General features: G+C 64.9%; 15 protein-coding genes and 1 pseudogene. 15 read left to right on the top strand and 1 reads right to left on the bottom strand.

Features of this window, described 5'->3' with window-relative positions:
* Positions 1-319 precede the first annotated feature (319 nt).
* A complete protein-coding gene (locus LCY71_RS18650; RefSeq protein WP_225336065.1) occupies positions 320-2,977 on the top strand; it encodes a heavy metal translocating P-type ATPase in 2,658 nt (885 codons plus the stop codon).
* 529 nt (positions 2,978-3,506) lie between these two features.
* Here LCY71_RS18650 and LCY71_RS18640 read toward each other — a convergent pair.
* On the bottom strand, positions 3,507-4,292 hold the full coding sequence (locus tag LCY71_RS18640; protein ID WP_225336064.1) for a sulfite exporter TauE/SafE family protein: 786 nt from the start codon (positions 4,290-4,292) through the stop codon (positions 3,507-3,509).
* A gap of 238 nt (positions 4,293-4,530) precedes the next feature.
* Between LCY71_RS18640 and LCY71_RS18635 the strand changes: the two genes are divergently transcribed.
* The 14 genes and pseudogenes from LCY71_RS18635 to LCY71_RS21525 all read left to right on the top strand — a co-directional run bounded on the left by LCY71_RS18635 (position 4,531) and on the right by LCY71_RS21525 (position 17,463).
* The gene (locus tag LCY71_RS18635; RefSeq protein ID WP_225336063.1) at positions 4,531-6,315 is read left to right on the top strand and encodes a 5'-nucleotidase C-terminal domain-containing protein; all 1,785 of its coding nucleotides are present in this window, start codon (positions 4,531-4,533) and stop codon (positions 6,313-6,315) included.
* A gap of 64 nt (positions 6,316-6,379) precedes the next feature.
* Positions 6,380-7,528 carry an MBL fold metallo-hydrolase gene (locus LCY71_RS18630; protein WP_225336062.1) on the top strand — a complete coding sequence of 383 codons (1,149 nt, stop codon included), beginning with the start codon at positions 6,380-6,382 and terminating at the stop codon, positions 7,526-7,528.
* Between the two features lie 475 nt (positions 7,529-8,003).
* Positions 8,004-8,318 (top strand): hypothetical protein, encoded by a 315-nt coding sequence (locus LCY71_RS18625; protein WP_225336061.1) that lies wholly within the window; start codon positions 8,004-8,006, stop codon positions 8,316-8,318.
* Positions 8,319-8,375: 57 nt separating this feature from the next.
* Positions 8,376-8,729, top strand: coding sequence for an SHOCT domain-containing protein (locus LCY71_RS18620; protein WP_225336060.1), 354 nt, complete (start codon positions 8,376-8,378; stop codon positions 8,727-8,729).
* A gap of 161 nt (positions 8,730-8,890) precedes the next feature.
* Positions 8,891-9,244: an SHOCT domain-containing protein gene (locus LCY71_RS18615; protein ID WP_225336059.1), complete on the top strand. Its 354-nt coding sequence runs from the start codon at positions 8,891-8,893 to the stop codon at positions 9,242-9,244.
* Between the two features lie 169 nt (positions 9,245-9,413).
* Positions 9,414-9,722, top strand: a complete 309-nt coding sequence (locus LCY71_RS18610; RefSeq protein WP_225336058.1) for a thioredoxin family protein — start codon at positions 9,414-9,416, stop codon at positions 9,720-9,722.
* Positions 9,723-9,747: 25 nt separating this feature from the next.
* Positions 9,748-10,503 carry a plastocyanin/azurin family copper-binding protein gene (locus LCY71_RS18605; protein WP_225336057.1) on the top strand — a complete coding sequence of 252 codons (756 nt, stop codon included), beginning with the start codon at positions 9,748-9,750 and terminating at the stop codon, positions 10,501-10,503.
* A 187-nt stretch (positions 10,504-10,690) separates the two neighbouring features.
* Complete coding sequence (locus tag LCY71_RS18600) at positions 10,691-10,996, top strand: SHOCT domain-containing protein (RefSeq protein ID WP_225336056.1); 306 nt, start codon at positions 10,691-10,693, stop codon at positions 10,994-10,996.
* 300 nt (positions 10,997-11,296) lie between these two features.
* A pseudogene (locus tag LCY71_RS18595) lies at positions 11,297-11,461 on the top strand (SHOCT domain-containing protein); the annotation flags it as partial.
* Positions 11,462-11,904: 443 nt separating this feature from the next.
* Complete coding sequence (locus LCY71_RS18590; RefSeq protein WP_225336055.1) at positions 11,905-12,120, top strand: heavy-metal-associated domain-containing protein; 216 nt, start codon at positions 11,905-11,907, stop codon at positions 12,118-12,120.
* Positions 12,121-12,126: 6 nt separating this feature from the next.
* Positions 12,127-14,103, top strand: a complete 1,977-nt coding sequence (locus LCY71_RS18585; RefSeq protein WP_225336054.1) for a heavy metal translocating P-type ATPase — start codon at positions 12,127-12,129, stop codon at positions 14,101-14,103.
* A gap of 28 nt (positions 14,104-14,131) precedes the next feature.
* Entirely contained in the window at positions 14,132-14,785 is a 654-nt protein-coding gene (locus LCY71_RS18580) for a hypothetical protein (RefSeq protein ID WP_225336053.1), read from the top strand.
* Positions 14,786-15,320: 535 nt separating this feature from the next.
* Positions 15,321-16,031, top strand: a complete 711-nt coding sequence (locus LCY71_RS21530) for an endo-1,4-beta-xylanase (protein ID WP_263654313.1) — start codon at positions 15,321-15,323, stop codon at positions 16,029-16,031.
* Positions 15,919-17,463 carry an RICIN domain-containing protein gene (locus LCY71_RS21525; protein ID WP_263654312.1) on the top strand — a complete coding sequence of 515 codons (1,545 nt, stop codon included), beginning with the start codon at positions 15,919-15,921 and terminating at the stop codon, positions 17,461-17,463. Before LCY71_RS21530 ends, LCY71_RS21525 begins: the two co-directional genes overlap by 113 nt.
* Positions 17,464-17,513: the final 50 nt, after the last annotated feature.

The following is a 17,513-nucleotide window of genomic DNA, read 5'->3' as shown; positions in this document are numbered from 1 at the left end:
TTTCGACCGGTCTCTGGGACCTGAACGAAACGAACACGGGAATTCTCTCGCCGTTAGCTGAGAACGTCTGCCGGCCGTTCAGCGCGATCGGCGGGGAAAGTGACCGTCGGGGTCAGCCGTCTCGGATCGCGTCACACGGCTCCAGGAGGCCAGATCGCCACCCGCTTCACTCGTGTCAGAGTCGATTCGAGGACCGACGCCAACGTCTCGAAGGGGGCGTGTAGCGCTGACTTGGGTTTGGAATCGAAAGTAAACGCCGTCGGTTACCCCAACTATACTAGTAGAAACTCACCTAACGGAGTAGCCCCTCTAGTATGACATGGAAACACGTACAGCACATCTCGACATCACAGGGATGACCTGTGCCAACTGCTCGGGGACAGTTGGCGACGCCCTGGAGTCGCTCGACGGCGTCGTCGAGGCGAACGCCAACTTCGCCACGGACGAGGGTTCCGTCGAGTACGACCCTGACGAGGTATCGCTCGCTGAGATCTATGAGGCGATCGAGGACGCCGGCTACGGTGCGGTGTCTGACACGGTGACCATAGGCATCTCCGATATGACCTGTGCCAACTGCGTGCAGACGAACGAGACCGCACTCGAGAACACGCCGGGCGTTATCGCGGCCGACGCGAACTTCGCCACCGACGAAGCGCAGGTCAGGTACAACCCCGCGGACACGTCCCTCGACGCGCTCTACGACGCTATCGAGGACGCCGGTTACTCGCCGGTCCGCGAAGACAGCGACGGCGGTGAATCGGGTGCCGATGCCCGGGACGCCGCACGACAGGGCGAGATCCGAAAACAGCTTCGACTGACGCTGTTCGGAGCCGCGCTCTCGGCCCCGATGCTGTTTTTCCTCGCGGAGAAGTTTCTGCTCGGCGGCGGAATCCTCCCCGAGACGATCTTCGGCGTCGAGTTCGGGTGGGTCGAGTTCCTGCTGGCGACGCCCGTTCAGGCCGTGCTCGGCTGGCCGTTCTACAGGAACTCGTACAACGCGCTGGTCAACAACGGGCGCGCCAACATGGACGTTCTCATCGCGCTGGGTTCGTCGACTGCGTATCTCTACTCGGTCGCGGTGCTTGCCGGACTGATCGCGGGGAGCCTGTATTTCGACACTGCCGCGTTGATCCTCGTGTTCATCACCCTCGGGAACTACCTCGAAGCCCGCTCGAAAGGGCAGGCAGGCGACGCCCTTCGGAAGCTCCTCGAGATGGAGGCCGAGACGGCCACCCTCGTCGACGATGACGGTACCGAAGCGGAAGTGCCACTGGAAGACGTCACCGTCGGCGACCGCATGAAGGTCCGTCCCGGCGAGCAGATTCCCACCGACGGCGTCGTCGTCGACGGCCAGAGCGCCGTCGACGAGTCGATGGTCACCGGCGAGTCGGTCCCCGTCGAGAAAGGCGAGGGCGACGAGGTCGTGGGCTCGACGATCAACGAGAACGGCGTCCTCGTCGTCGAGGCGACGAAGGTCGGTGCGGACACGGCGCTCCAGCAGATCGTCCAGACGGTCAAGGAAGCCCAGTCGCGCCAGCCCGACATCCAGAACCTGGCGGACCGTATCTCGGCGTACTTCGTCCCCGCGGTCATCGCGAACGCGTTGCTGTGGGGCACTGTGTGGTTCCTGTTCCCCGAAGCACTCGCCGGGTTCGTCGACTGGCTCCCGCTCTGGGGAGCGGTCGCTGGCGGACCGGCCGTGGCTGGTGGCACCGTCTCAGTCTTCGAGTTCGCGCTCATCGTCTTCGCGTCGTCCGTGTTGATCGCCTGTCCCTGTGCGCTCGGGCTAGCGACGCCCGCTGCAACGATGGTCGGGACGACGATCGGTGCCCAGAACGGCGTCCTGTTCAAGGGCGGTGACGTCCTCGAACGTGCGAAGGACGTCGACACGGTCGTCTTCGACAAGACGGGCACGCTGACGAAAGGCGAGATGGAACTGACCGACGTCGTCGTCTTCGACAGTGACGGCCAACCTGTCGCGGACGGTGGAGAGCCGGCAGCCGACGGCGGTCCCGCGAGCGGTGCGCGCGGGTCCTCGTCGGATCGCCGATCCGACGGCGGCCAACTGACCGCACGTGACCGCCTCAGCGAGGACGACGTGTTGCGGCTCGCAGCCACGGCCGAGAGCGGGAGCGAACACCCGCTCGCACGGGCCATCGTCGACGGAGCCAGAGAGCGCGACGTCGACGTGACCGACCCGGACGACTTCGAGAACGTCCCCGGCCACGGTATCAAAGCGACCGTCGGTGACAGCGAGGTGCTGGTCGGCAATCGGAAACTCCTCCGCGACAACGGAATCGACCCCTCGCCCGCCCAGGAGACGATGGAGCACCTCGAGAACGAGGGGAAGACGGCGATGCTCGTCGCCTACGAGGACGAGCTCGTCGGTGTGGTCGCCGACGCCGACACGATCAAAGACAGTGCGGCGGAGGCTGTGAGCCAACTGCAGGAGCGCGGCGTCGACGTGATGATGATCACCGGTGACAACGAACGGACCGCCCGCTCCGTCGCCGAGCAGGTCGGCATCGACCCCGAGAACGTCCGCGCGGAGGTCCTCCCCGAGGACAAATCCGACGCCGTCGAGGCCATTCAGGGCGACGGTCGCAAGGCGATGATGGTGGGCGACGGCGTCAACGACGCGCCCGCGCTCGCGGTCGCGACCGTCGGGACCGCTATCGGGAGCGGGACGGACGTCGCCATCGAAGCGGCGGACGTGACGCTGATGCGTGACGACCCGCTCGACGTGGTGAAGGCCATCCGCATCTCGGACGCGACGCTCCAGAAGATCAAGCAGAACCTCGTGTGGGCGCTCGGCTACAACACGGCGATGATCCCGCTGGCTTCACTCGGGCTGCTCCAGCCCGTGCTCGCCGCCGGCGCGATGGCCTTCTCGAGCGTGTCGGTGCTGTCGAACAGTCTGCTGTTCCGCCGGTACACTCCGGATCACGATTACGAGCTGCTCGGCCGATTCCGGTGAACGACCCTGCCCTGCTCGCTCACGGCTGACGCCGTTCGCTCTGTGAGGACAGGGCTTCCCGCTCTCACGACGGTATCAGACTGCGTCTGACAGCCCGTGAGATCACATCTCACGAACGCGCTTTGCAGATGCCCGGGCGTCCGCGGGGCGCGCAATCTCCACGGGCGTTCGAAAATCGCGAAGCGATTTCCGCAGCCCGTCAGAACCGATGTGCGATTCTGCGGCCGCTGGTTCGGGGCGTCCCACTCCTGCGGCGTCGAGGCCGCGAGGGAGAACGTTCCACGCCGCGTTTGCGGCCCTGTCCGCCTCGAATGCGCCGAAGGACGTGAGAACCACGATGACGATCGCTGCCAGGTCTGTGCCGTGATCCTCCGGAAATACGCCGAGAGCCGTCGGAACGCGATGAGCACCCGACCGGCGTCCGGAGAGCACACGGATCAGCGCCGGTACGACGCTGCCTTCTGGTCACAACCAGCGTAGCACGTAGCGGGAGGGCCGAAGTCCTCGTACAGAGGACAGCTGAATGCGGTCAGAGTTCCGGAACTGCCGTGAACAGGAGGACGAACGCGTTCACGGTCAGCAGTACCAGCACGAGCCACTGGAAGATGCGCTCGGGGATGTGGTCGAAGATGTACACGCCGACCCAGGCACCGAGGAACACCATCGGAATCGCGACGGCGGCCTCGATCATCAGTGGCGTCGTCACCGACCCGGTATACGTGAGACTCCCCAGCCGATACAGCATGAGCGTTCCGAAGAAGGCGGTGAACGTGGCCTTCATCTCTTCGTCGCTCCAGAACCCGCTGGCCGACATGAACGCCCCGTAAACGATCATCGGCGGGCCGGGAACGGCGACGGCACCGCCGAAAATCCCCGCGAGGAGACCAGCCGTCGCACCGATAATCTTCCCCGGTCGGTAGTCTCTCGCTTCGATCCAGTCCGTGACGACGTCGAGTTGCTGAGTCGCTCCCACGACGACGACCGCTACCACGAGGACGGCCCCGATGGCGACGCGCATCTGCGCCTCGTCGAACCGACTGAACACGTAGATACCGAGCGGCATCCCGACGACGAGCCCGCCGACGGGGACGATCCACTTTCGCCAGTCGAACGCGTCCCGGACGCTCCACCAGACGCGGGCGTTGCTCACCACCGCCGTCGCCGTGAAGATGATCGACGCGCTCGAGGGCGACCGAAACAGCGGCATCAGTCCCATCGACACCTGCGCGAAACCGAAGCCAGCAATACCGTGAACCACGGACGCGACGAGGATGACGACCGAAGACAGCCCCGTCGTTACCCAGTTACTCGTCATCGGTACCGTCTCCGGGATCGGTTCGGTCCGTGCATCTTTGCAGACAATACTACGGCGTCCAGACTTATAGTAGAAATTGAAACTATTCACTCGTTTCCGTTCCCGGCACTGGAGTAGTGCTTCGCAGACGTGGAGTCTGATCTCGGTGAGACAGTGTCGGCAGATGGCGTTGTACGGTACTTTCAAAATTAGGCACAAGTCTTGAACGGTCGGAGGGCGTACCTGCAACCGCCCCACGATGAACGGGAACGAGACGTCCATCGCCGAGTGGAAGTCCCTCGACGGTGACGCTACCGGCGACGACGCGGGCGCTCCCGACGCGGTCTTCGCGCACGTCAGCGACCTCCACGGACAGCTATCGCCGCGCCATCAGGTCTACTACGACAATCAGACGTCGAGGCCGGACTTCGACTTCGGGGACGACGACCGCGTCGTCGAGCGCGGCGGCGGGATCCCACTGCTCGCAGCCAAGCTCGACGAGCTCCGCGAGAGCTACGACGTCTGTACGCTGATGAGCGGTGACACCTTCCACGGCTCCGCCGTGACCACCTACACCGACGGGCGAGCGATGCTCGCCCCCATCAACGAGCACGTTGCGCCCGACGTCTACGTTCCCGGCAACTGGGATTACTCGAACGAGGCCGCCGAGGACGGCAACTTCGTGGAACTGATGGACGGTCTCGACGCCCCGATTCTCGCGAACAACCTCTACGACTGGGAGACCGACGAGCGGTTGTACGACGCGTACAGCGTCCTCGAAGTCGGCGGACTCTCCGTGGGCGTCGTCGGGATGACGAACGTCTACGTCGACCGGATGGCGCCCGCGTTCTACGAGGGGAAGTACCGCTTCGGCAAGCACCCCGCACTCCTCGAAGAGTCCGCACAGGCCGCCCGCGAGGACGGCGTCGACGTCGTGGTCGCGGTCACCGAGATCGGCCTCCCGTGGATGGTCCAGGCCGCAAAGGACTGTGCGAGCGTGGACGTGATGTTCAGCGCGCACACCCACGAGTACACCTACGACCCGATCGTCGTCGAGGAGACCGAAACGGTCGTCGTCGAGTCGGGCATGGGCGAGGCGCTCGGCCGCGTGGACCTCCGAGTTCGAGACGGGGAGGTGCAGTTCCGTCACCACCTCTACTGTCTGACCGAGGACGGCGAGCACACCCCGGAACCGGACGCCGATGCGGAGGAGACAGTCGAAGCCGTGCGTGCGCCCTTCTTCGAGTCCGACCCGGGATTCGAGCGGGGGGCTGGGACGCTCGATCGACCGCTGGACGCGGTCGTCGGCCGGACGGAAAAACCACTCTACCGGCAGTCGTTCCTCGAGAGCGCGTGGAACACGCTGTTCAACGACGCACTGCAGGCGCACTTCGACACCGACCTCGCCGTCTCACACGGGTTCCGGTACGGGACCGCTATCCCGCCCGGCGACATCACGCTCGGTCAGCTGTACACGTTCTTCCCGATGACGACGCCCGTCGCCCGCGGCGTCGCGTACGGCCAGCAACTCACGAACCACATGGAGGAGTTCCTCGAAGACAACTTCACTCCCTACCCATACGACCAGGAAGACGGTCGGGTCCGCAACTTCTCCTCGAACGTTGAGGTGACCGTCGACCCGACCGCCAAGCGCGGCCGTCGCCTCGTCGAGATGCGAATCGACGGCGAACCGATCGATCCCGAGGAGACGTACTCGGTGGCGACGTTCCGCCGTCCCGGCGACCCAGAGCGCGACCTCGGCAACTGCGGGTTTCCGTTCCGGGACGTCGAGGTCGAGGAGGGTACGATACCGATCGACGTCATCGTCGAGTACCTCGACGACCACTCCCCCGTCGACTACGAGGTGACGGGGCTGATCGAGCCCGCAGACGACGGCGGCCGGGCGCAGAACACGCCCGCAGACGGGCCGTACCCATTCATCCAACCGGGCGTCGACTATCAGGCCGGTGAGGCCTACTGCGAGACGTCCATGATTCCCCGTGGGAACGCCTTCCCCGAAGACGGGCGGAACCGGAAGCGCTAGACGACCACGGCGCTCGCGGCGGATCCGACGAACGGCGAACCAGAGACTACACAGGTGAGATACGATGGTCGAGAACATCACTGCGGAACAACTCGCGGACAGGATCGACGCCGACGAACAGTTCACGCTCATCGACACGCGTCCCGAAGACAGCTTCGAGGCCTGGCACGTGCGCGACGCGGAGAACGTTCCCTACGACCCTGACGAGGGGTTGAGCGAGGACCAGCTGAACGAGGTGGACGAACTGGTCGACGGCCAGCCGGTGGTCGCTATCTGCGGGAAGGGCCTGACGTCGACGCCGTTCGCGATCAAGCTGGACGAGAAGGGGTACGAGGACGTCTCGGCCGTCACCGGCGGGATGGAGGAGTGGAGTAAAGTCTACGAGGTCGTCCCCATCGAGACGTCCAGCGACGATCTCGTCGTTCGGCAGGTCCAGCGCCGAGCGAAGGGCTGTCTCGGCTACGTTGTCGGCTCGAAAGCGGCGCAGGAGGCCGTCGTCGTCGACGCGACCAGACAGGCCGACCAGTTCAAAGTCGCCGCCCAGGACGTCGGGCTCTCGATTGCGCGCGTCCTCGACACGCACGTCCACGCCGATCACATCTCCGGGAGTCCGGCCCTCGCCGACGATATCGGGGTTCCCTATCACCTCGGCGAGCGGGCCAGTGAACGCGACGTCGAGTACGAGTACGAACCGGTGTCAGACGGGGACACTATCGAAGTCGGTGACGTCGAGATCGAGGCCCTCCACACGCCGGGGCACACCTCGGAGATGATGAGCTACCTCGTCGACGGCGAACTCCTGTTGACCGGCGACACGCTGTTCGTCGACTCCGTCGGCCGGACGGAACTCCAGTTCGGCGAGGACGACGCCTCGCGCGGAGCGGAACTGCTGTACGACTCGCTCCACGAGACGATCCTCGACCTCCCGGACGACACGCGGATTCTGCCGGGCCACCTCACGGTCACGAACGACGGGCGCTACGAGAACGGCTCGCCCGGCGACCCCATCGAGGCCCGGCTCGGCAACCTGCGCGAGGAACTCGACTTCCTCGGGCTCGACCGCGACGCGTTCGTCGAGCGGTTGACCGAGGACGCCCCGGAGAAGCCCCCGAACTACGAGACGGTCATCGCCGTCAACACCGGCAAAGAGTCCGTCGACGACGAGGGCGAGGCGACGGAACTCGAACTGGGGCCGAACAACTGTGCCGCCTAGAGGACAGAGCCCGCCCGTCCGTAGGCCCTCCCGCTGACGGGGGCGGCCACTCTCGGAGCGCTCGCGGGCCGTGCCGGTCCGCTACCGGGCACCGACGTCGATGAGCGACGTTCGGACGCCGTACGAGGGACTCCTGACCAGCGGTCGGCTTCCGCGACGACGACCCCGACCGAAGGTCGTTCCACGGACACAACTCCTACCATCTCGATGCGGGGATGGCGCGAGTCGCGAGATACGTCGAGTGATTCGGTTGAAGGCCCGGTGTCGGATCGGCCGGACTATCGTTCGCGTGGTCGTGGTCCGGTCCCGGGTGCGTGGTCGAGTGGCGATCCGGCGAATTCGAGCCGGATGAACGGTCTCTGTTCTGAAAAACGGTTAGATCGGTTTATACACGTTCTCGAACGTTCTCCTGCGCGGGTTCACACCCACGTCGATAACTCCCGAGCAGTCCTACGAGTACCCGAGGAGAAAGACAATGACCCGCTTCGAACTCGGCCGCTGGCTGCTCGTGGCGCTCGCGATCGTCGGGCTCGCGTTCGCCGCCCCCGTGGCCAGCGCACACGGCGACGACACGACTGCTGACGACGCGCCCACAGACGATACCTCCGCGGACGAATGGGCCACATGGATGGAGGCACAGATGACCGAACACCTGGGCTCTGGTAGCGTCGAGTGGATGGAGTCGCACATGGGTGTGACCGTCGGCGAGATGGCCCAGGACACGGCTGGCGAGGAATACCACGACGGGGCTGACGACCACAGGGGCGGGACGTACGGCCGCCACTGCTGACGGCCCCGACCGTTTCGATCGCTCCGACTGAACACCGCGGTTTCCCAACGCAAGACAATGACGCAACTCACCACTCACGTCGGACGCACCGCTCGTCGACTCGCGATACTCGCCGTCCCGTTGCTGGTCGCGGCGACTGGAACGGCTGCTGCCCACGGTGGCGGGAGCTACGGCGGCGGCATGACGGGCGGCGGCTGGGGCCTCTTCGGCGGAGCGACGGGGCTCTGGGGACTGCTCTGGATGGGGCTCCTCGTCGCCGTTTCGCTCTACATCGTCTCTGCGCTCCGCGATCGAGGATCCGGCGGGAGCGACGAGCAGTCGCTGTCGGTTCTCCGCGAGCGCTACGCCCGCGGTGAGCTCTCGGACGACGAATTCGATCGGCGGCGAAATCGGCTCGAACGGACCGGATGACCGGAACAGGTGCTGTTCCAGCCGATACAACACCCCTCCGACGCCCGCCGTTGCGGCACCCAACCGTTAACCCCGTAGGCAGGGTACGATATTCCATGGAGTACACAATTCAGGCGTCAGTCACCGATGGACTGCGATCCACGTCGGAGGCCTGATTGCCGATGTCTTCGTCGAACCAGCTCGACACCACGACCATCGTCCTCCTGATACTCGGAGCGATCATCCTGCTCCCGTTGCTCACGATGGGAATGGGATTCGGCGGGATGATGGGGTACGGCGGGATGATGGGACAGTACGGCGGTACTGGTGGGTGGTGGCCGTTCGTCGGGATGCTCGTCCCGCTCGTCTTCCTCCTCATCTTCCTCGGCGGTGGCTACCTCGTCTTCCGGCGCGTGAGCGAAACGCAGACGTCTCGGGATCCCGCGATGGAGGAACTCCGCACGGCATACGCCCGCGGCGACCTCACTGACGAAGAGTTCGAAGCCCGCCGCGACAGGCTCGAACGGTCGGAGTGACACAGCGAGTACGCACTCAGGTGCGTGTTCCCCGGACCAGTGTGATCACGTTCGTTGCTCCTCCCGAGCACCACCGTGTGAGCGCGCCTTCGAATCGAAGCGATGGAGTCCTCTCAGCTTACGATTCTTAATGGTAATGTGGTTAAGCCCCAATACCGTAGCGTAATACGTGACCGAAGTCATCCTCTTCACTCAGGAGACGTGCGGAGCATGCGCGACACAGCGGGAGAAAAACGAGGGCATCGAGGACGAGTACCCCGACGTCGAGTTTCGAGAGGTCGACATCCAGAGGGATCTTGAAACGGCCGAGGAGTACGGCGTCCGGAAGACGCCGACGACGCTCGTCTACGCGAACGGTGAACAGACCGCCGAGTTCATCGGCATCGTCGATCGGGACGATCTAGAGTCGGCTATCGAGAACGCGACTCAGCAGTCGTCTGGGTTCGCCCAGCGCCTCATCGACGTCGTGCGGAGATAACGAACCAGCGACCGATTCAACTCGTATGACGAACTACAGTCGACGTCAGTTTCTGGGAGCGCTCGGTGTCGGCGCAGTCGCCAGCACAGGCCTCTCTCAGCAAGCGAGCGCACAGGAGACGACCGTCGTGAAGATGGGCAACAACTACTTCGACCCGATCGGGCTCTATGTCGAACCCGGCACGACCGTCCGCTTCGAGATAACGGCCGGCGCGCACTCGGCAACGGCCTACGAGAACCGGGTTCCATCCGACGCCAGCGCATTCGATAGTGGAACCATCTCGTCGGGAGAGTTCGAGTACACGTTCGAGGAACCGGGCACGTACGACTACTACTGCATTCCGCACAAGTCGGTCGGGATGGTCGGCCGCATCGTCGTCGGCAGTCCCGGCGGCCCGGCCGAAGACAGTCCGATTCCGGACGGCAACGTGCCCGAGAGCGACGCGATCGTCGAACGGGGCTCGATAGCGTACGAGTCCAGCACCGGAAGTGACGGGAGCTCCGATGGCGGAATGATGGGTCCAGGGATGGGGTCCGGTTCTGGAACGATGAACGGCCGGAGCGGTGGATGGTTCGGTGGGCTGCCGTTCGTCGGCGGTGCACTCGGAATGCTCGGCCTGGTCGGCGGACTCCTCTACTGGGTACTCGATCGAGATGATAACTCATCTCAGCCTGACAATTCCGCGATGGAAACTCTCCAGCGCCGTTACGCACGAGGCGAAATCGACGAAGCGGAGTTCCAGCGACGCCGTGAGCGACTGGTGGAGAATCGGGAGAACTGACGCTGTCGGAAGCCCACGACGACCCCCACGCGGCCGTCCGGGGGAGTTAGGACGATGCTCTTCAGGCGGTACTTCGACTTCGGGTTCAGAATCCGAGTGGTTCGATCGCATCAGATTCCGAGTCGAAATCGCATTGAACCGTGCCCACGTACGCCACACTAGGGGCGAACTCACGGAGGGAACACGTATGACAGAAAACACAGACGACACACGACTGATCACGATTCTCCTCGTTATCATCGGCGCGTTCGTCGTGTTCCCGCTGTTCTTCATGGGATTCGGGATGATGGGATTCGGGCCGATGATGGGCGGTATGTGGGGCGGTGAAACGTGGAGCGACGGAACGATCTCGGGGTGGATGTTCGTCGTCGGCATCGTGATGCAGCTCGTGTTTCTGGCTGCCATTGTCGCTGGCGGCTACCTCGTCTACAGGCGGAGCAGGGCGAGTGCCTCGGGGCTTGACCCCGAGGGTGAAGCCCGTCAAAGGATTTAATTTACCATGCCTCGTACTGTGGTTTAACGACCGTGACAGACATTAAAGACCTTACTGTGAAGCGGTCGTTCGGAGGTTTGGAAATGCGACTCCTCTCAAAACCGTCCATTGGGCGTGAGACGGGAGTTGTCGGGTCGTGGTGGAGCGACCAACCCTCACGGACACCAGCGAGGTGTTCGGGTGTTACTTCCAGCCGACCCTACTCGGAGGAGGTCGAGGGGAATTAAATTCGCCTGTGTCCATCCGTCCATTTCTGGACGACATGGACAAAACGGTGAAGCCTCGGGGCTTGTCCCCGAGGTACTTCACAGGGCTGTGGCGGGCAGTGAGAGCGACTCGGATCAGGCGCTCGAAGAGCTCCGACTCGCGTACGCTCGCGGCGAGCTGACCGACGACGAATACGAACAGCGGCGAGAGGCACTCGAACGAGACGTGGAACGACGACGGGACGGTTCCGAGGAATGACGATGGCGTCCGACCATGACCACACGACGGGGCAACTATCGCTCCAAGACTGGCTTGACCGATACACGCGATAGGCCTGTACGGACTCCTCGTCGGGACGGGACCCTGTCTTGTCGCGTTCGTCACGAATCAAGTCCCCGACCCCTCGTTTCTGCGGGCGACGCTGCCGGAGCCGCTCCGACTGCACTGACCTGCGTGAGTTAATCGACCACTCCCCGAGGTCGGCCCCGATCTGGGTTGCTATAGTGCCCTCTCGAAGCCGGCCAGCAGGTTTCCAGGGCGCTACTCCAGCCGGGAAACTATTCCTCGGAATACGACTGGCACCGGATCGAACCGACGAAAGCTCTAGACGACCTGTTTGTCCGGTCTCACGGACCGTATACCTATTCAAACATATCATCTAAAAAATACTTATTGCAGTCTGGGCGCTACGTGGAACCGTAATGAGCGAAACGACTCAGTTCCGCGTCCTCGACTTCGACTGTCCGACCTGTGCGAGTACTGTGGAGCGAGCACTCTCGAACGTCGAGGGCGTCGACGCCGTCGAGGTACACTACACGACCGGCCGCGTGGAGATCAGCTACGACGACGCCCGTGCCGACCCTGACACGTTCGCACAGACGATCGAGAACCAGGGATACACGCCTCAACCCGCCTGACGTTCCATGACCGCACAATCAGCAAAACGGTATTACCGGCAACACAGGAAGGCCATCGTCACCGCAACGAGTGGCCTGCTCTACAGTGGCGGCTGGAGCCTCGGGTATCTCACTGGCCTCGACACGGCGAGCGCTGCGATCCTCGTCCTCGCAGCGGTCGTCGGCGGCTACGACATCGCCAAAACCGCGTACCACGAGGTTACCAACTGGACGCTCGGCATCAAGACGCTTGTGACACTCGCCGCCGTCGGTGCCATCCTCATCGGGGAGTACTGGGAGGCCGCCGCCGTCGTCTTCCTGTTCAGCCTCGGTAGCTACCTCGAGGGCCGAACCATGCGGAAGACCCGGACGGCCCTCCAGGAACTGCTGGAGATGACGCCCGACACGGCCACCGTCCGCCGCGACGGAAAACAGCAGGAAGTACCCGCTCGCGAAGTCGAGGAGAGCGAGATCGTCGTCGTCAAACCGGGCGAGAAGATCCCGGTGGACGGCGACGTCGTCGACGGCGAGAGCGCCGTCAATCAGGCACCGGTGACCGGTGAGAGCGCCCCGGTACACAAGGCCGACGGCGACGAGGTGTACGCCGGCACGGTCAACCAGGAGGGGGCCCTCGAGATCCGCACGACGGGTGCGGGCTCGGATACGACGCTCGAACGCATCATCCGTCGCGTCGAGGAGGCCCAGGAGGCCCAGTCGCCGACGGAGAGCCTCATCGACCGGTTCGCAAGGTACTACACGCCGGGCGTGATCGTCCTGGCTATCGGCGCGTACGCAGTCACGCAGAACGCGATCCTGTCGCTGACCCTGTTGGTCATCGGCTGCCCCGGGGCGCTCGTCATCGGGCCGCCGGTCAGCATCGTCTCGGCCATCGGGAACGCCGCCCGGTCGGGCGTGCTGATGAAGGGCGGTGAACACCTCGAACGCGCCGGCAAGATCGACCTCGTCGCCTTCGACAAGACCGGCACTCTCACCAGGGGCGAGACCACCGTCGCCGACGTCGAGGGGTTCGGCGTCGCCGGCGACGAGGTGCTCGCCCTCGCGGCGACCGCCGAAAAGAAGAGCGAGCACCACCTCGCGGACGCCATCGTCGGCGCGGCACGCGATCGCTCACCGGCCGCCGTTCCGGATGGCGGAGCGGCGGTCGCCCATTCCGACGACGCGAGCGCCGAACGCCAGTCGGTTCCGGATCCGGACGACTTCGAGGTGGTCGCCGGGAAGGGCGTCGTCGCCCACGCAGACGGCCACGAGCTCGTCGTCGGTAACCGGGCGCTGCTCGACGACCGCGGCATCGACATCCCGGATCACGTCGCCGAGTACGTCCGCGGCCGCGAGGAGCGCGGTGAGACGGCCGTCCACGTCGTGCGGGACGGCAGCGTCATCGGCGTGATCGCCATACGGGACGAACTCCGGGAAGCCGCACCGGGCGTCGTCGCGGCGCTGCAGGACGCCGGCATCGAGACGGCGATGCTCACCGGCGACAACGAACGGACGGCTGCGGCCGTCGCCGAAGAGGTGGGCCTTCGGAAGACGGAGTCTTCCGGTGCCCGTCAGAACGCAGCGCGTTCTGAGGACGTCGACGGGTACCGCGCCGAACTGCTTCCCGAGGACAAGCAGTCCGCCATCGAAGCGTACCAGGCCGACGGCCACGTCGTCGCGATGGTCGGGGACGGCATCAACGACGCGCCCTCGCTGGCGACCGCCGACGTCGGCATCGCGATGGGCGCGGCCGGGACGGACACCGCCATCGAGACGGCGGACATGGCGCTGATGGCCGACGACCTCGAACGCATCCCGTACGCGGTCACGCTGAGCAAGGCGACGCGCTGGAACGTCCTCGAGAACGTCGGGCTCGCGGTGCTGACCGTGACCATCCTCCTCGCTGGCGTGCTCACCAGCTACGTCACCCTCGCGTCGGGGATGCTGGTCCACGAGGCCAGCGTCCTCGCGGTCATCCTCAACGGGATGCGACTGCTCCGCTACTGACCACCAGACGCGATCGCCACCACCACTCATGACATCGAATTCGACTGCGACTGACGAGACCCGGACCGAAACCAACTGGCGGATCGACGACGACGCCGACCCGATCGAAATCCGCGACCCCGTCGCGGAGGCCCTCGGCGTCCTCGAACCGGACGAGCCGTTCGTCATCACCTACACGGACGCGGTGAAAGAGGCAGGGCACTCCTGTCCGACCGCCTCGGGGGCCTTCCGAATCGCCCAGCTCGGGCTCGACGCCCTGTATCCCGACGGGGATCCGGTCCGAAGCGAGATCGAGGTCCAGGCGGCCGGCCCGCGAGACGATGCCACGTACGGCGTGATGAGCCGCATCATCTCGTACGTGACCGGGGCGACCGGGGACGACGGCTTCGGCGGGCTCGCCGGCGGCTACGGCGGCCGCCGCGACCTCCTGCGATTCGACGCGTTCGACCCCGACACGCCAGACCCGACGTTCCGCTTCCGGCGAACTGACACGGACGAGACCGTCGAAGTGACCTACCACGTCGGCGACGTCCCTGACGGCGGACCCGCGATCGGGAATCTCCAGGGGATTCTCGACGGGACGGCGAGCGACCAGCAGCGGGAGGCCTTCGCTGACGCCTGGCACCGCCGCGTGCAGGTCGTCCTCGACGACGACTCGCTGTTCACCGTCGAAACAGTGTAGCTCGTTCCTGCATCGCCAAGCCACGGACTGTCGGCAAACAGAGGCCGTCAACGAGACGAGGACAGTCGATCCCTCGAGAACCGCGGCCTCGCCGGGAGGATTCTCAGCGAAGTCCCCCGGTCTCTGTGACCGAGAGACCACGTCACGCCGAAATAGGTGACGAAGTGCAAAGTCTCACGGTCGACACGGAAAGCGGGCACTCCCGTCGGTGACGTGTTCCCATCACAGCGTGGCGTTGCCACGTCGGACTGATCGTCTACTACCGGGGACAACCAAGACGACCGGGAAGTTCCGGAGACGCGACTGCCGCCGGGCCGGACAAACTCACCTCGCCGGCGAACACACCATCCGCGGCGACGTCGCGGGTCAGCGGGCGAGCATGGATCAGTCGCTTTCGATCTCAGCGAGCGTTTTATATTCTAGCAGCACCGAAAATTTTAATATATTATTATAGGAAGTATTGGCGTGCCATCCGGAACCGTTGCTGACTGGTGGGGACCAGTAACCGCACGCGGTACACGGGGTGTTCAGGATAATGACACGGAATCATCGACCTGACGGAGCGGAGTCGCCGACGAACGAGGAACGACGGTGGGGCGGGGACCGACTCGGCTCAGTTGACAGACGGGACTACCTGCGAACGCTCGGAGCCATCGGGACGACCGGACTGCTCGGTTCGACGGCGGTTTCCTCGGCGGCAGCCCAGAGTGGGTTCGACGAGGCGGCGGCCGACCAGCGCATCCGAGAGAATCAGACCGGTCCGCTGACCGTCGAGGTCGTCGACGAGAACGGGGATCCGGTCTCCGATGCCGACGTCGAGGTCGAGATGACCGAACACGACTTCGGCTGGGGGAACATGGTCAACGTCGACAACTTGCTGAATCGGTTCGGCGAGGGCAGCGACTACTACCGGCACCTGCGAGAGCTGTTCAACACGGCCGTACTGGAGAACGCGCACAAGTGGGCGATCTGGGAGGGGGACACGCAGACCGCCGACGACGCCGTCGACTGGCTCGACGAGAACGGCTTCCGGATCAGGGGCCACACCTGCGTCTACGGCGTCGAGTACGCGACCGAGCGACGTCCAGACGGCCGCCGACAACGGCGACGGGCAGTCCGTCCGCGATCGGACGATGCAGCAGATCGAGGACGTCATCACCCACTACGGGGACACGATCCAGGAGTGGGACGTCGTCAACGAGGCGGTCCACCGCGGCCACCTCCAGGAGGGCGTCTATCCCGGTGAGATCAACGCCGACGAGCCGATGTCGAGCCAGCGCAGTCCCTGGACCACGCAGCTGCTGGCCGACTGGTACGCGCAGGCGGAGTCAGTGGTCGACGAGAACGGGCTGGACGTCGAAATCGGGACGAACGACTTCAACACGCTCACGTGGGATCAGGACCCGTACTACGAGCAGGTCCAGTTCCTCGCCGACCAGGGCGTCGACGTCGACTTCATGGGCCACCAGGCCCACATCGGCCTGACGAACGTCAACGGCCAGCAGTGGGACTACGGGATAATCAATCAGCTGTTCGAGCAGTTCGCCGACCTCCCGGCCACCCAGCGCATCACGGAGTACGACATGGCGGGCGACAGCTGGTCGGGTCACCAGCAACGGGCCGACGTGATGCGGGCGTTCCTCAAGACAGCCTACGGCCACCCCGACGTCGACGAGTTCGTGATCTGGGGCATGTGGGACGAGACCCACTGGAAGGGCGAGGCGCCGTTCTTCGAGGAGGACTGGTCGGAGAAGCCGGCCTTCGACGTGTGGCGGAACCTGGTGCTCGACGAGTGGTGGACCGACGAGACCGCGACGACCGGTTCGGACGGAACGGCGACCGTCGACACCTTCCTCGGCGAGCACGAGGTCCGGGTCGACGGCACGGTCGTCGGGACGGTGTCGGTGACGGACCCGGCCGGGGCGACCGTCCGGGTCAGCGGCGACGAGGTCACGGGAACGCCGGGCGACGGCGAGGAGCCGTCACCGGCGGATCCGCCGTCGGTGTCGCCGGTGCAGCTGAACGGGACCTACCGGGTAGAGAGCGCCAACAGCGGACTGGCGCTATCGATCGAGGGCGGGTCGACCGAGGACGGCGCGAACGTGGTCCAGCGGACCTACGAGAGCGCGGCGGACCAGCACTGGACGTTCGAGCACCTCGGCGACGGCGTCCACCGGATCGAGACCGTCGCCAGCAGTGCGTCGCTGGACGTCGTCGACGGGGAGATGGGCGACGGAGCGAACGTCCGCCAGTGGCCCTGGAACGGCTCTCAAGCGCAGCGGTTCCTGGTCGGTGAGGCCGACGACGGAGACCTCGTCATCGTCGCACGACACAGCAACCGGGCGCTGGACGTGTCGGGCGGGTCGACCGAGGACGGCGCGAACGTCCAGCAGTACACCTACCACGGCGGCGAGAACCAGGAGTGGACAGTGACCGCTGTCGGCGAGGACGGCCCGCCGACCGTCGGGGAGAACACAAACGCGCCGACGGATCCGGACGGCGACGGGTTGTACGAGGACCTCAACGGCAACGGCGAGGCCGACTACGCCGACGTCGTCGACTACTTCGACAACATGGAGGACCTGTCGATGACCGACCACACCGACGCCTACGACTACAACGGCAACGGCGAGATCGACTTCGCCGACCTCGTGGAGCTGTTCGAGGAGGTGAACTGAGACGGGAAACCAGCTGCGATGCAGTGAGCCGTCCGAGCGTGTCATAGGCG

It is taken from the genome of Halomicrobium urmianum (genome assembly GCF_020217425.1).
Taxonomy (GTDB): domain Archaea; phylum Halobacteriota; class Halobacteria; order Halobacteriales; family Haloarculaceae; genus Halomicrobium; species Halomicrobium urmianum.
The sequence above is the reverse complement of the archived record's forward strand: the minus strand, read 5'-3'. Positions and strand labels throughout refer to the sequence as shown.